A 14157-nucleotide genomic window follows, 5' to 3' on the forward strand; every position below is an offset into this window, starting at 1 on the left:
ATCGACGCCGCAGCGCTCGCCGACACCACCTGGCGTGACCAAATGAAAACAGCCGGCGAGGCGAGGACGCAAGCGTTCGCCAGCCGGCTGCTCCAAGAAGGCTATGATGGGCTGATAGTGCGCAGCTTTGCCCCCGGCGCGACTATCGAGGATATGAATCTCGTCTTGTGGCGATGGGGACCGGAGCCCCCAGCGCGATTGCAACTGATCGACGACGAAAATCGCCTGCGCTAACCGGGAAGCCTACGCCGCGAGGTCCGTCGCATCTCCAGAACCTTCAACATCGGCAGCTAGCGTCCTGTCGATCTCGCCGAGCTGCCTGCGCTTCTCCGCCAGTTCCCCGGCGAAGGGGAATTCGCTTTCCCCGCGCGACTGGTAGGACGCGAGCCTGCGGTGCGCGTCGGCAAGACGCTGGCGATAACGCTCCAGCTCACCCTCGAAATCGTCAAGCGCGTGCTCGAGGCGTGCGATCGCGCCGAGCGGCGTGACCGTGACGGGCAGGTCGACTTCGAATTCGGCATTGGTCCTCAGCAGCAACGTCGTGAAGTGATAACCGTCGCGGCCGAAACGTTCACCGGAATATTCGAGGTCGAATCCGCCGATCGAGGCGATGACGGCATCGCCCTCCTGTTGGAGCTGCACGTGGGTCAGGATTTCCTTCATCAGTGCCCTGCCTGCCTCCTTGCGCTCGGTGAAACGCGTGTCGGCAACGTCCATGAGGAAGGCATCGCCGGCGGTCGGAACGAGGCGCTCGATATCCTGTCCGATCTCCGCGATACGGCGCGTGGAATGATCAATGTCGCGTTCGGCATCGAGAATCTGCCGGCGGACCGCATGCTGATCGTCGATATGGGCGGCGCGGAGACGTTCCAGCCGCGCAATGTCGGCTTCGAGACCGGCTTTCTGCATCAGCCGCTGATCTCCGGACGCGATCGCCTTGGCCATCGCGAACTGGTTCGCCTGGCCTTCACCGAGATCTTCGAGCCGGCGGATTGAGGTGTCACCGGACAGTGCGGCGGCGATGAAGCGAGCCTTGCGCTCGTTGTTCTGCCACATCGTTGCGTCGAGCGAGCCCTCGGTCGCATAGGCGAAAATATCGACCTCGTCGTGCTGGTTGCCCTGACGGACGATGCGACCTTCGCGCTGCTCGATATGGGACGGAAGCCATGGCACATCGAGGTGATGCAGGGCCTTCAGCCGGAGCTGCGCATTGACGCCAGTACCCATCGTCTCAGAGGAGCCGATGAGGATGCGGACCCGGCCGGCGCGGATGTCGCCGAACAAGCGCTGCTTCGCCTCGGACCGTTTGAAGTCCTGCATGAAGGCGATCTCCGACGCGGGCACGCCAAGGCGGACGAGCTCGTCGCGGACCCAGCGATAGGCGGAGAAGCCTCTGGTTTTCTCGACGCTGATCGTGCCGAGATCGGAGAAGATCATCTGCGCCGCGCCCGGCAGCTCGTAGGGCCTGCCGTCGGATTGCCGATAGGTCCGTTCCTCCGTTTCGCGCCAGATGCGGAAGACCGTATCGATCATCCTGTTGAGCTTGTTGTCGGGCTCGTTGTCGTTGTCGGCATCGACAAGACGCAAATCGATCGCGGCATGGCGCCCGTCGGTGATGACGGAGAGCAGGATGTCGTCGCCGGGTTCGGGCGGCCGATCGCGCTCCTCGATGGTCTTGATGCGGGCGTCGAGCTGGAGCTGGTAGCGCTTGAACGCGGCCGTCGGCCTCGCGGTGACGATCTGGCGCCGGCCGGTCGAGATCGCCGGCACCTTCACATACTGGCGCAGGTCCTCCGGCATCACGACGTCGGCGAAAGAGCGGAACATCGCGATCAGTTCGGGAACGTTGACAAAGCTGGCGAAGCGCGAGACCGGCTTGTATTTGCCGGAGGGCTGCAATTCGAGTTCGGTGGTCGTGTCACCGAAGGTCGACGCCCACGCATCGAACTCATGCAGGCCGCGCTGCATCAGCGCCGCGTGATCCATCAGGCGCTGCACCGAGAACATCTCGCCCAGCGTGTTGGTGATCGGCGTGCCGGAGGCGAGCACCAGCGCTCGGCCCGGATTCTTCGTCTCGATGAAGCGGGATTTGACGAACAGGTCCCAGGCGCGCTTCGAGCCGTTGGGATCGACGCCCTTCAGCGTGGACATATTGGTCGCGAAGGAGAGCTTCCGGAATTCCTGCGCCTCGTCGACGATGATCTGGTCGATGCCGATCTCGGCAATGGTGAGGAGGTCGTCCTTGCGCGTCGCAAGCGCCTCCAGCCGCTCCTGGAGTCCTTCTTTGAGGCGCTCGAGCCGTTTGCGCGAAACGCGGTCGTCATTCTTGACCTTCATCAGCAAGGACTCGAATAGTTCGAGCTCGTCCTGGATCATCTGCTGCTCGAAGGCCGACGGCACGCCGATGAAGCGGAACGCCGAGTGTGTGATGATGATGGCATCCCAGGTCGCGGTCGCGGCGCGCGACAGGAAGCGCGCCCGCTTGTCCTTGCTGAAATTCGTCTCGTCGGCGACGAGGATTCGGGCCGACGGATAGAGCGCGAGGAATTCGCGCGCGGCCTGTGCCAGGCAGTGACCGGGAACGACAAGCATCGCCTTGGCGATCAGGCCGAGCCGGCGCTGTTCCATGATCGCGGCCGCCATCGTCATGGTCTTGCCGGCGCCGACAGCGTGCGCGAGATAGGTCGAGCCGGCCGCGATGATGCGCCAGATGCCGCGTTTTTGATGCCCATAAAGAACAAAGGCGCCAGAGGCGCCGGGAAGTTTCAGATGGGAGCCGTCGAATTTTCGCGGCGCGATGTTGTTGAAGCGGTCATTGTAGACCCGCGCCAGACGATCGGTGCGATCGGGATCGGACCACACCCAGTTCTGGAACGCCGTCTTGATCTTGTGGAGTTTCTCCTTCGCCGCTTCTGTGTCGACGACGTTGAGAACACGGCGCTCACTGTCGCCGTCCTTCACCGTGTCGAAGATCTGCGGCACGCGGCTGTTCAGGCCATCGGCGAGCAGCTCGCCGGCGTGCCGACGGTCCGTGCCCCATTCCGAGGTGCCGGCCGCCATCCAGGCGAGCTGGCGCGCCTCCACTGTCCACGACGCCAGTTCGGGCATGTGGTGGATGCGGATCTCGGCGCCCATCATGTCCTTGACGAAGGCGACGACATCGCCAGCAGGAATCCAAGGCGCACCGAGACGCGCGGTGATCTCGGAGGGGCCGAGATCGACCGGTTGGACATCGGCAAGCGCACGGACATTGCGCTCGAAGGCGGGATCGAGTGCCGCGGCGGCTTCGGCCGCCTTCAGTTTGTCGCGAACCGGACCGGAGAGATAGGCATCCGCCGTCTGCCATGACCCGTTGCTCGGATCGGCGAAGATCGTGTCACCGAGCTCCGCGATCACGCCGACCACGTCCTGATGGAGCAGCTCGGCAATATGCTCGAGATCGACACGGCCGCGCTCGTTCAGCACGACGGCAAGCGCGTCCGCGGCCGAGGTGATAACAGGAGGCGCCGGTGGCGCGATCACGCGTTCGGAGAAGATCGGCCCGGGCTTGGCAGTGTCCGTGTCGAGATCGTAATTCTCGATCGAGGCGACAAGCCAGCAATCCGGATCGTCGAGAAACGGTTGCAGGTTCGGACGACGGTGTGTCTCACGAACCTCGCCGCTCTCCTCGTCCTCGGTGACCGAGACGGTCGTGTGGTTTATCGGGCCGAAGTCGCGCACGAAGCCCGACCAGGCAATGCGCAGGCGAACCTGCGCGTCCTTCCAGGGCCGATCCTGTTCCTGGCATTTGAGGACCTCGCGCACGGCGTCTCGGATCGGAATGAGTTTTCCGATGATACGAACGTGCTTTTCCGGAATGCCCTCGGCGCTACGGCCTTTGCGAACCTGCACCGCGGCGGGCGTGCCGTCGATGACCTGCATGAGGCCGTGGGCATTATCGAGGAAGTAGCTTCCCTCCCGGACATGCCGTTCGGCCGGCGAGCCGCCATCAGCCGATCCCTCGACGCCGTCCAGTGCGAATTCGATTTCGCTCGGTTCGCCGTCATACAGAGCCTCCGGGAGGAGCTGGATAACGGAATCAAGCGCAGCGCCGAGATCAACGTCCGCGCGCGGCAGACAGGTGTAGGTCTCGCCGAACGGCCCCGAGGTCAGCGCATGCGTGCCGAGAACACATTCAGGGTGCAGCGCGAACCAGCGATTGACGCGGATCGCGCCCTGCTCCTCGTTTGCGCACTGCACCTCCTCGAGATCGAGCCAGGCGCGATCGCCCAAGGGCTCGGTTGCCTTGCGCTTGCGGAAGAAGAGGATGTCGACCACGACATCCGTCCCGGCATCGGCGCGGAAGCTCCCTGCGGGCAAGCGAATGGCTCCGATCAGATCGGCGGACTTCGCAATGTGCTCGCGGGCCGTGGCATCACCCTTGTCCATCGTGCCGGAGGAGCTGACGAAGGCTGCGAGCGCACCGGGTTTCAGGAGGTCGATGGACCGCGCGATGAAGTAATCGTGCAGGCGCAATCCCAGCGAGCGATAGGCTCGATCCGAACGGACCGTGCGATCGGAGAAGGGCGGATTGCCGATGGCGAGATCGAAAGCCAGCGGCAAATCGGTGCGCGCGAAGTCGTCGGCGATGATTTGAGCCTGCGGCTGGAGCAGCTGGGCAATGCGCACTGTTACGGGATCAAGCTCGACGCCGGTGACATGCGAGACGTCGCGCAGAGCATCCGGCATCAGCGCAGGAAAGAGAGCTGTTCCAATCCCAGGCTCCAGCACGCGGCCGCCGCGCCAGCCGAGACGCTGAAGACCGGCCCAGATCGCCCGGATGATAAATTCCGGGGTGAAATGCGCATATTGCGTGCACCGCGCGAGCGAGGCATAATCGCCCTCGCTCACGGCGTCCTGTAGTTCGTCGCCGAGATCCTCCCAGCCTTTGCGGAATGCGGTTTCGCCGGGCCGGCGGAAGATGCCGTTGGCAAGATCGCCCGCGCCGAAGCCGGTGAAGCGGACAAGGCGCTCTTGCTCCTCGGGCGTCGCCGGTCGGGCCTCCGCGTCGATCTCCGCAGCCAGCCGGATCGCCTCGATGTTGTCCCGGGCGCGTGCCTTCCAACCCGCCGCGAGGAGGCGGTCGCCGGCAAGACGAAAGTTCACAGCCTGGCCAAGGTCCGAAGCTGGCGGCGATTTCGCCGCCGCGACGCCGGCGGGCGGCGTCGGATCGGGATCGTCGTCGTCATCGGCATCGATCGAAAAGTCGCCGGCGAAGGCGGTCACGCCCAGTCCGAGCCCAGAGGATAGGGCGGTGTTGCCGAAGAGATCGATGGTAAAGGGATCGTCGTGCGCCATGGAAAATTCTCCTGTGTTGAAGGCGCGCGTCATCGTCCCGCCGGACGCGTCCGGATGGAGCAATGATCGCGGGAAAGTTGGCGGAGGGGCTGTATCGGCCCTGGCTTCAGCGGCGGACCAGCGTGATGGCGAGGCTGGTATCCGTCATCGTGATCATCAGATGGGTCGCCGTTGGCGCCCTGGTGATCAGTTTCACGAGCATCTCGGCATCGAGAAACTCGATGCCGTCATCCCCGCCGAAATGCCGGCGCTTGTAATGCCAGTAGTCCGGATTGGTCTTCGGATCGCATTCCTCGGCATAGACGACGAGCGGGCGCTGACCTTCGGCGAGCTCGCCGTTGGACATGAGGTAGACACCCTCGTCGCCGACGAGCCAAGCGCCGGGCTTTTCGCCCTCGCCGGGCCGCAGGCCGTAATAGGGATTGCGGAAGCCGCCGTTCTGGAAATCGTCCATGCGTCCGCGCATGATGACGGCGCGGATATCCGTCACGGAAAAGGTGAACATCGCCGACACCCATCAAGCCGCAATCGTGTCGGGCAGGTAGCGCAGATGCACCGGCAGCTTCGCCGAGATCTCTGCATCTGAGAGTTCGTCCAGCAGCTTGAAATCACGACCCGGCCACGACGCACACATCATGACGATCCGCCTGCCGCGCTGCGAATGGGGGAAGCGGCCATCGGCATAGCCACGATATTCATCGTGGGTGCTTGACCAGATATGATCCAGCCGTTCCGCCTTGGTCATGGCCCGGACAGGACGCGTCTCGCGTTCGACGATTGCGCCTCGCATGGATGCAGGCGATCCCCCGTCGGCAAGATCGCAATAGCCGTGAAAATACCGGATGCGGCCGTCGATCGGGAGGGAGAAGAAGACGCTCGTGATCGAGCCAGTCATGCACTCACGCATGGCGAACATGTCACCGCGCATCCAGAGCGGCGGCAGCAGTTCGAACATATAGTCATGCTCGACCTGGCCGATCTCGAACCACTCGCCGCGATAGAGTGCGCCGTCGTCGCCCCCGAAGCGATTGGGCCGCTGCGCATGGCGATCGAACATGCGGAACATCTGCCGCCGATCGGCGACGCCCTGGAAGACCTTGCGGACGGATGAGAGGTTCATGGCGGGCTCCTTCAGCCTCGTCGGGCCGGAGCGCGGCTCCCCTCACGGGATCACCATCTTCTCTTCAGCCCTTCATGACCCCTCCCCGGCGGCCGCCTCTCCGTCCGGCCGGGTCAAGGGCCGCGGAACGCGGGCGCAGCTTCACCCTTGACGCGGCCGGCGGGCATGCGGCAGGCCATTCTCCGTTTCCGTTCTTCTCCCTTCGCATTCTCCGTCATTCGCCAGCAGGCCTGCGGCGGATCTCACCACTCATAGGTGGTCATGCCCTCGATCGGGTCGCCGTCGTGGTCGAGCAGGATGTAGTCGAACCCCTCGCCGCGAGCCCAGGTCATGACGGCGAACAGGTCGTCGGGAATGACGTCAGCACCGACATCCGTGTTTTCTTCATGGGCATAGACGAACCAGCCGTAGTCGGCGTAGCGCCCTCCGACGCAAGGCCACAGCGAATTTGGCGTGTTGTCGAGGAGGCTCGCGGTCGCCGCCGTCACATGGCTGGTCGAGACGATGACGAAGCGGCGAGTGTCAAGCATGGACATGACTCACCTCCAGCACCCGCGGGGTGACACGAACGTCGAGACCGAGACGCCGTGGCGAGGTCGCCTGCAACATCCAGCGCTCTCCTCGGATGCACCGCAGGAACTCCGTTGCCGGCGGAATGCGGCCGAGAACCTCCTGAACATGACGCTCCGCGACGACGCGGGTTGGTACGAAGCTCCCGCCGGACATGGCGATGACGGCGCTGAACCGGGCTTCGGCCTCGAATATGCCGAAGGCATGGTGCCTGAAGACAAGGTGCTGCGTGCCTTCCACCCATTGCTGTGTCGCAAGGAACCACGCGTGCAGCGGAAGGAAATCCGACGGCGTGCCGCCGAATCGCATCACGCTCGTCGCGGCGAGATCGCCGGCCGCCGGTGTGGTCTGGGGCAGCCAGCCGGGGGCGGCGAAACCGACGAGCCAGTCCTTCGCCGCCACGACTGTCGGCACATCCTCTTCGAGATGCTGAATGCCGAGCGTCATCGTGCAGACGTCGGCACCGTCGCTGTTGCGGATGACGTCTCCGAAAAGCGCCACTGCTTCCCTCGCACCTTCGATGTGATGGCGCAGGGCGCGATGCGTGAACCGGCACAACAGCGATTTCGTTTCATCGAACCAGGAGTGAAGCGGATAGTAGTCCTGCCAGCTACCGCCATGGATGCGTGCTGACGAGCGCGCGTGATCGTAGGGATGCATGATTGCTCTCCTTGTTGGTGGATCGGTGCGGAACGGATCAGCCCTTGGGCGGACGCGCTTCCAGATGGGCTATGGCTCCGTCGATCGCGGCACTGAGCCCGGATCGTTCGCACCACGCATCGAAATCGTGTGGCGTGTCGCGGGGAAGCAGCGCGAGATAGAATGGAAAAACCTCGCGCGCATGGGCGATCGACAGCGCATCGCTGCGCCATATGCCGTCCCAGGTCTCCCGCATCCGCTTGCGATAGCGAGCTAGCTGCGCCGCTTCGACCGGATGGACGCCAGCGCGGATATCGCGCAGGAACGCGCGAAGAGGATCATGCAGATGAGCGCCTGGTGACGCATTACGGCGCGACCGAAACTGCCCTACCTCCAGGGTGAGTACACTCAGATCCGGGCCCAGACGCAGCTCGACGGTCGCGACCCGTTGACCGTCGTCGCGAATGGAGAGGATCTGCGTATCGCCACGCCGGCAAATCTCGTAATAACCACCGACACAATGATCGAGAGCGTTTCCTTCCTCGACCAAATCGGCGGCCGAGGCCAGAACGGCGATCTCGAAGCGGCCGCAGCTCGAACGCCACGGCGCGCATAGAGGCGGCCAGCCAGGTCGGTCAGCCTGCCGCTCATGCCTGAGCGCGGAGAGAGACGCGACACGCCGGTGCCAAAGCGCGACGGCCTCCTGAAACGCCTTGTGGCGGCGGTTGCCGACGATTGCCTGCCGCAGCGCGCGTAGAAGGCGTTGGCGAGCAGATCCTTCGCCGCCGATTGCCTCGAGCGCGATGGTGCGTTCAAAATTCAGGACATCGTGACTCGGCGTGGTTGCGCGCACGCGGATGCGCTGCGCTGCCAATGGTCGCAGAAGATCGGTACGCAGGGCATCTATGGCGTCCATGGCGCCGGATCCGAGATAGTCTGGCCGCAGAAGGCTCTGGCGTTCGCTAGTGGTCCAGACGCAGTTTTCCCAGGCGTCAGGGTGCTCGGGCCGGCCTGCTCCAGGCCAGTCGCTCTGTGCGACCTCGTGGGCCTTGAGTTCCTGGACCGCAACGTGAAAATCGGTCGCGCACGTAACTGAACGTCTGAAACTGCGCGCCCCGCGAAGTGCCCGCAGCTCGGCGGCGTCAAGGTCGTGACGTTGCATCAGAATCGGTGCAAGTGGGGTCGCGTCGTCAATCGCACGCGTGACCTCGGGACTGATGAGCGTACCGGAAAGCGCCCCGTAGATCGTCATCGCCTGGAGCCGGCGCTTCAGGATCTCGCCCCGACTGGGATCGCCACTTGTTTCGGGTGCGAGCAGCCATACGGCGGGCGAAGTAAGCCGCGAGGGGAGGTAAGTCGCTGCGGCGTGCAGATCGCGTTCAAGAACGTCGCCAAGATGAGCAAGCGCGAGCTCCGCTGTCCGGCGTGATAGCTTGCGGATTGCATCAGCAACGATGGCCGCGGCGGCGTTCAATTCCTCCAACCCGGTGGCGCTCGCAAGCACGGCCAGACTCATCTCGGCGAAGCCATGTACTTCCACCCAGTCGCCGAGGCACGGACCGCAAGTCCCATCGGGCTGCGAAACCCTGGCGTAGATCGGCGTCGCGATCACTGCGAGGAGACTATCGGCAATGGCGTCGCCCCGCGGCTTTGGCGAAACCAGCAACTTCGGTTCGAGCGCGCCCGCTATCATCTTGGTGGATAAATGGGTGTCAGCCAGAGCCACGACCGTGGCGAGGACCGAAAGGTCCGTGTCTCGACTGGCAAGAGCCGGGCAGGCCGCGGTCAGCTTCGAGGCAGCATCCGCCTTCAGGCGGGTCCAGGTGAACTTGCTCACGGCGCGATCTCCTCGGCCCGGATCACCGGCAGAGGCGAAATTGCCGCTTCGTTCAGATCGCTCTCCTCGTCATCGACAAACTCATCGTCATGATCGTCGTCGCCATAATCACCGTCGTCGCGGTAGGTCATGTCGCATTCGATCGCGAGGCTGCTGTCGTCCTCGAAGGGGCGCACATAGACAGTGCCATATCCGCCCTCGTTGTTGACCCAATCGCCCTCCGGAGCGTCCGCCACGATGTCTTCGAGCAGATCGGGCAGGCGCACGATCCGGCCGTCGTCGGTGAACCGAACCGGGATGTCCGGGAGTTTGGTGGCAGTAGGGGGGTCACGATAGACAATTCTTTCCAGCGTCGTTTCCCCGGAATCTCCTCCGCCACTGAGCGAATATTCGATCTCGACAACCTGGAGCACGCGAAGAATTGCGCCGAGCTGCTGCGCCATTTCCATGGCCTTTTCCTTTCCCAGAAGTGTTGAAAACACCTCCGGGCGGCCGCCTCGCGGTCGGACGGGTCAAGGGCCGCGGCACGCGGGCGCAGCTTTACCCTTGATGCGGCCGGCGAGCATGCGGCATCGCGTTTTCCTTTGTTCTATTGTCTCCTTCCTATTTTCCTCGAAGCGATGCAATCCTGTCGCCGCGGTTGCGCCTGCAATGGCACGATGCGTGTGCACGACGGCCGCTCTCAAATTTTATTCGTGATCTATCGGGATTAAATGCGGCTGATTCACTTGAACTTTGTGAATGGATGTCGTTGCACTATCAATTGGGAATAACCTCTGACCTCAGCTCCGGATCTACAATGCTATGAACAACGCTGCCGAAACCGACGCCAACACCGTCACGCTCACCGCGAGCATCGTTTCAGCGTATGTGCGCGCAAATCCGGTGCCAACCTCTGAACTCGCCGGACTGATCTCGAGCGTACACGCGTCCGTGTGCTCCTTGCGGACTGCCGGCTCCGCCGAGGTCGTCGAGAGAACGCGGCGGCCAGCGGTGTCGGTTAAGAGGTCAGTACGGCCCGATTTTCTCATTTGTCTTGAGGATGGCAAGAAATTCAAATCTTTGAAGCGTCATCTTGGTGTTCACTACGGTATGACGCCGTCCGAGTACCGTGAAAAATGGAATCTTCCGCCGGACTATCCGATGGTGGCACCCAACTACAGTGCGGCGCGCTCCACCATGGCGAAATCGATGGGGCTCGGCCGCAAGCCAAAGAGCGAAGCCGAACCCGTAAAGCCGGCACGGCGAAAGAAACTTCATCTGAAGTTTGGCTAACCGTGCTGGCGTCGATCACCTAAACGCTGGTGACGACGGCCGTCTCGCACGACGTGTTGCGACGGAGCGCGCATAGATCCTCGTTCCAGTCTTCTGCACGGGGGCGCAATCGCTCACTGGGACATCCATGCGATGAGGCGATCGCATTGATTCGATCGGCATAGACATCGCCCTGTCGATTGTTGTCTGTCGCAGCGACGAGCGTGCGACCAGCTTCCGCCAGGGTGACAATCACCGCTTCCGTCGCTGGAGCCCAACCGCCTCCTGTACTGACATAGCAGGTGTCGTCCCGACACCGCTCGAGCGCCGCGAGGCTGAAAGCATCGATTGCCGCCTCGGTAACGCACACGCGAGCGCGGTCAAGGCGACCAAACCGAAAGAGTTGCTTCGCGCCTCCGGTCGAAAAGCCGCGCCACGCTTCACCGCGCTCTTCCCAACCTAACAACTTTCCGTTCGGATCGCGGTGCGCGGCCCACATGCTGCCCGACGGGCCTTCCCGAAGTTCTCCCGCACGCGCCGCCGCCGCGATGACTTCGGTCGGAATGCAGCGTTGGTTGATCAGATAGGTCCAGGCCGCAGATCCTGGACGAGGTCTGGTGCGGTATGACCATCGCGCAGCGATGGATTTTAGCGACCGGGATTTTTCCGATCGCTGAAAAACGGTGGGCGCGGAGACGTATCCAACGACGCCGGCAACACGGTCGCGTGCCTCGAAAAATGTGTTCGCCCCGAGAAAAATCGCGAGGGAGAATACATCTCCTTTTGCCGGCGATAGCGGATCGAACCAGCCTCGCCCTTCGTGATTCACGATAAGGATCCGCGCACCTTGGCGATATTTAACGGCGTTGCGCGTGCTCTCCTTCAGATCGAGCTGCCAGCCTTCGCTTTCCAGGAGTGTTGCACATCCGACCTTTGCTCGTAGTTCCTCGATTTCAGCCTTGTCCATTCTTGTTACCGGCCGCACTCTCAGCGGCTCGGCCCCTTCATCGCCTGGTTTCCTTACTTTGCACTTCTGGTGCACCGCGCACCAGCCGCGAAGCGTCGAGGACGCAAGGGCGCGGCGGGACCTCGCAGAGGTCCGGACTTTCGCCGTGGCGCAGCCTCCCTTGCGTCCGCGGCAGCGCCAGCGGCAGCGGTCAGCCGGCTCAAAGAGCCGGCGTCCATGGATCGTATTCCTGGATAACGGTTACCTCGCCGTCCTCAAGGTCAGCGCTTGGCATGACGCCGAACTCGCCGTCGATCTCGAAGAGTGTTACCGGGACGAGAAGCAAGCGGGCGAGATCGAATGCGTGGTTTTGAGCGAGAGCGAGATTGTGGGCCATTTCGGGATCTCCGTCCTTGGGCGGGGATCATCCCCGCTCGACGGGCGCCGAATTGTTCAGACGGTCCCGCGATCACCTCGACGGCGAAGCCAAAGAGGTCGCACGCCAGTCGCGAACCCCTAGCGGGTTGAACGTGGTAGGGACCGGGTGAACGAGGAACGCCATTTCGAGAGCGGCGGTGATTCCGCAGGACGGCCGTCCGTGGTGCTCGCAATCACGATGCAAAAAGACGACAGGCGATGTCCCTTCGCACGAAACGGGCTCACGCGAGAGGGACGGATCCATAAGTTCGCCGTCAATGCGGGACGATTTGCCTGCGGAAGCGACCATCTTTTGGTGGACAGTACGACGTTCTGGTCGCCGCTGGTGGCAAGGTTCGTGGCCTTCCTGTCATTATACCCAGCGATAACGATTATGGCCTAGAACAGCACGTAGTGACCGAGTATGTTTGTGACGGGGTGGGACGCGCCCACCCTGGGGCATGGAAACCCCAGAGTACACCGGCTTGGCGACGGCCGTACCAGCGCCGATCCCTTGACCATAGGTCGGGGAGCCGTGGACGTATGTCCAGGTTCTTCGAACTAAAGGTCTACGGGACCGGGTGTACTCGGTTTTCCAACTCCCCGATCATGGGTGGTCCAGGGCCTGTTTGCGGGGGCGCACCGCAGACGCAGGCCTCGTTGGGAGGCGAGTGCAAGCGGTGATAGCGCAAGACGACGAAGCGCTCAAAGCTCGAACCATCGAAGCTCATCGCGCATATCTGGACAGCTTGCTCATCTGGGAGCGTGCGCGGCATCTCGCAAACTGCCCGCGCTGTCGGCCGCGCGACGTATCAGACGCCGATCTGGAACGTCGGTGCAGCGACGCCGAAGTGGAACATACGCGGCGACGCTTGGTTTTCCAGCAGCTCTCCATCGAACTCGGCTATGTGCCGCGGCTTCCGTTTTGCTTGCCGAAAGAAGATGAAACGTGGTGCGCGCGCATCCAGGCAAATTGAGCGTCGTGCGGCCACATCCAATCTACAAGCTACTCAACTGTTCGATCAATAATCTCATGGACTGGGGCGCGTATTGCGCTCCCTTCAATGGTGATTTGTAACCATAGCCGGATTCCTCTGCGCATGGCCAAGTCGGCTTATTTCATAGGTCGGAGGCGAACACATGCTCAAGGTGATTTCTGGCCGCGAAGCCGAGCGGTACTCAAATGTCATGGAGAAAGCGTATCGCTTTCGCCATTCTATCTTTGTCGAGGAAAAGGGCTGGTCGGATCTTCGTCGCCCCGATGGCTTGGAGCGGGACTGCTTCGATGGCATCAATGCCGTGCATCAGATCTGCATGCGCGGATGCGATGTCGTCGGCTACCAGCGCCTGCTACCAACAACGCAGCCGCATCTGTTGACCGAGGTTCTTGGAGACCTGTGTCGGCGCCAGCCGCCGCGTGGGCCAAACATATATGAGTGGACACGATTCTGTGTCACCCATGGTCGACGAGAAATGCGTCCACGCGGAGACAGCCCGTTCCTCGAACTAGCGCAAGGCGTCGTCGAATGGGGAATGGCGAACGGCGTCGATACCGTAAGCGCTGTGATCGACTGGCGTCTCATGGTCATCGCAATGCAACTTCGCTTTTTCGTGCGACCGCTCGGTCTTCCCAAGCGGATAGGAGACGACGAGGTCGTTGCATTGGAGATGTCGTTCGACGCCGAAACGCTCGACGCACTTCATGTCGCTCGCGGGTGCGCCAGCAGCGTCCTCGAAGATATGCCGATAGCATCGGCCGCTTGAGACTGACACCCCAAGGAGGCCATCGCGTTGATACGAACAGCAGACACGAAGATCGTCGCCGCAGAGTTGCACGCCCGATACGATCGTCTGCGGGCGATCACGCTGATCGGCCGCATCATTGAAAAAGCGTTGTTTGCTGGACGTTCCGACGAGGTGGTCTTCTGGGCTCTGGTGCATGCGCACTACCGCGGTGGCGACCTATGCGCTTCCGTCGAAGAACAGTTGAGCTATTTTGCGCCGCAGATCATCCGGGATAATTCGGAAATGAACTGA

14 protein-coding genes are annotated in these 14157 nt (G+C 62.5%); 5 read left to right on the top strand and 9 right to left on the bottom strand.

From position 1 onward, the window contains the following. Positions 1-234, top strand: a 234-nt coding sequence (locus tag M9H71_RS15065) for an RES family NAD+ phosphorylase (RefSeq protein WP_455405776.1), incomplete at its 5' end; no start/stop codon positions are given. 9 nt (positions 235-243) lie between these two features. On the opposite strand, the gene M9H71_RS15070 is transcribed toward M9H71_RS15065, so the two are convergent. The 7 genes from M9H71_RS15070 to M9H71_RS15100 form a co-directional block, all read right to left on the bottom strand. Beyond that, entirely contained in the window at positions 244-5337 is a 5094-nt protein-coding gene (locus tag M9H71_RS15070) for a DEAD/DEAH box helicase family protein (protein ID WP_455405777.1), read from the bottom strand. 106 nt (positions 5338-5443) lie between these two features. After that, entirely contained in the window at positions 5444-5842 is a 399-nt protein-coding gene (locus tag M9H71_RS15075) for a DUF3085 domain-containing protein (protein ID WP_455405862.1), read from the bottom strand. A gap of 12 nt (positions 5843-5854) precedes the next feature. Then, positions 5855-6457: a DUF1419 domain-containing protein gene (locus M9H71_RS15080; RefSeq protein ID WP_455405778.1), complete on the bottom strand. Its 603-nt coding sequence runs from the start codon at positions 6455-6457 to the stop codon at positions 5855-5857. A 242-nt stretch (positions 6458-6699) separates the two neighbouring features. Then, positions 6700-6993 carry a DUF5983 family protein gene (locus M9H71_RS15085; RefSeq protein WP_455405779.1) on the bottom strand — a complete coding sequence of 98 codons (294 nt, stop codon included), beginning with the start codon at positions 6991-6993 and terminating at the stop codon, positions 6700-6702. After that, positions 6980-7687, bottom strand: coding sequence for a DUF6915 family protein (locus tag M9H71_RS15090; protein ID WP_455405780.1), 708 nt, complete (start codon positions 7685-7687; stop codon positions 6980-6982). Before M9H71_RS15090 ends, M9H71_RS15085 begins: the two co-directional genes overlap by 14 nt. A 37-nt stretch (positions 7688-7724) precedes the next feature. Further along, a complete protein-coding gene (locus tag M9H71_RS15095; protein WP_455405781.1) occupies positions 7725-9503 on the bottom strand; it encodes a PcfJ domain-containing protein in 1779 nt (592 codons plus the stop codon). Further along, the gene (locus M9H71_RS15100) at positions 9500-9952 is read right to left on the bottom strand and encodes a hypothetical protein (RefSeq protein WP_455405782.1); all 453 of its coding nucleotides are present in this window, start codon (positions 9950-9952) and stop codon (positions 9500-9502) included. The genes M9H71_RS15095 and M9H71_RS15100 overlap by 4 nt, the downstream gene beginning before the upstream one ends. 355 nt (positions 9953-10307) lie before the next feature. On the opposite strand from M9H71_RS15100, the gene M9H71_RS15105 reads away from it, so the two are divergent. Continuing rightward, entirely contained in the window at positions 10308-10778 is a 471-nt protein-coding gene (locus M9H71_RS15105; RefSeq protein WP_455405783.1) for a MucR family transcriptional regulator, read from the top strand. A gap of 19 nt (positions 10779-10797) precedes the next feature. Here M9H71_RS15105 and M9H71_RS15110 read toward each other — a convergent pair whose 3' ends face one another. Together M9H71_RS15110 and M9H71_RS15115 are read right to left on the bottom strand one after the other, a co-directional pair. Then, positions 10798-11724: a DUF3991 and toprim domain-containing protein gene (locus M9H71_RS15110; protein ID WP_455405784.1), complete on the bottom strand. Its 927-nt coding sequence runs from the start codon at positions 11722-11724 to the stop codon at positions 10798-10800. A gap of 199 nt (positions 11725-11923) precedes the next feature. Continuing rightward, positions 11924-12100, bottom strand: coding sequence for a hypothetical protein (locus M9H71_RS15115; protein ID WP_455405785.1), 177 nt, complete (start codon positions 12098-12100; stop codon positions 11924-11926). A gap of 691 nt (positions 12101-12791) precedes the next feature. Between M9H71_RS15115 and M9H71_RS15120 the strand changes: the two genes are divergently transcribed. The 3 genes from M9H71_RS15120 to M9H71_RS15130 all read left to right on the top strand — a co-directional run bounded on the left by M9H71_RS15120 (position 12792) and on the right by M9H71_RS15130 (position 14157). Next, complete coding sequence (locus tag M9H71_RS15120; RefSeq protein WP_455405786.1) at positions 12792-13097, top strand: hypothetical protein; 306 nt, start codon at positions 12792-12794, stop codon at positions 13095-13097. A 163-nt stretch (positions 13098-13260) separates the two neighbouring features. Then, on the top strand, positions 13261-13884 hold the full coding sequence (locus tag M9H71_RS15125) for an acyl-homoserine-lactone synthase (protein WP_455405787.1): 624 nt from the start codon (positions 13261-13263) through the stop codon (positions 13882-13884). 27 nt (positions 13885-13911) lie between these two features. Continuing rightward, positions 13912-14157, top strand: coding sequence for a hypothetical protein (locus M9H71_RS15130; protein ID WP_455405788.1), 246 nt, complete (start codon positions 13912-13914; stop codon positions 14155-14157).

The sequence above is a fragment of the Rhodopseudomonas parapalustris genome (genome assembly GCF_053772255.1).

Excerpts from the sequence above, each read along its gene's own strand:
- M9H71_RS15115 (WP_455405785.1), bottom strand. The coding sequence starts at position 12,100 with ATGGCCCACAATCTCGCTCTCGCTCAAAACCACGCATTCGATCTCGCC.
- M9H71_RS15080 (WP_455405778.1), bottom strand. The coding sequence starts at position 6,457 with ATGAACCTCTCATCCGTCCGCAAGGTCTTCCAGGGCGTCGCCGATCGG.
- M9H71_RS15075 (WP_455405862.1), bottom strand. The coding sequence starts at position 5,842 with ATGTTCACCTTTTCCGTGACGGATATCCGCGCCGTCATCATGCGCGGA.
- M9H71_RS15100 (WP_455405782.1), bottom strand. The coding sequence starts at position 9,952 with ATGGAAATGGCGCAGCAGCTCGGCGCAATTCTTCGCGTGCTCCAGGTT.
- M9H71_RS15090 (WP_455405780.1), bottom strand. The coding sequence starts at position 7,687 with ATGCATCCCTACGATCACGCGCGCTCGTCAGCACGCATCCATGGCGGT.
- M9H71_RS15125 (WP_455405787.1), top strand. The coding sequence starts at position 13,261 with ATGCTCAAGGTGATTTCTGGCCGCGAAGCCGAGCGGTACTCAAATGTC.
- M9H71_RS15085 (WP_455405779.1), bottom strand. The coding sequence starts at position 6,993 with ATGTCCATGCTTGACACTCGCCGCTTCGTCATCGTCTCGACCAGCCAT.
- M9H71_RS15070 (WP_455405777.1), bottom strand. The coding sequence starts at position 5,337 with ATGGCGCACGACGATCCCTTTACCATCGATCTCTTCGGCAACACCGCC.
- M9H71_RS15110 (WP_455405784.1), bottom strand. The coding sequence starts at position 11,724 with ATGGACAAGGCTGAAATCGAGGAACTACGAGCAAAGGTCGGATGTGCA.
- M9H71_RS15105 (WP_455405783.1), top strand. The coding sequence starts at position 10,308 with ATGAACAACGCTGCCGAAACCGACGCCAACACCGTCACGCTCACCGCG.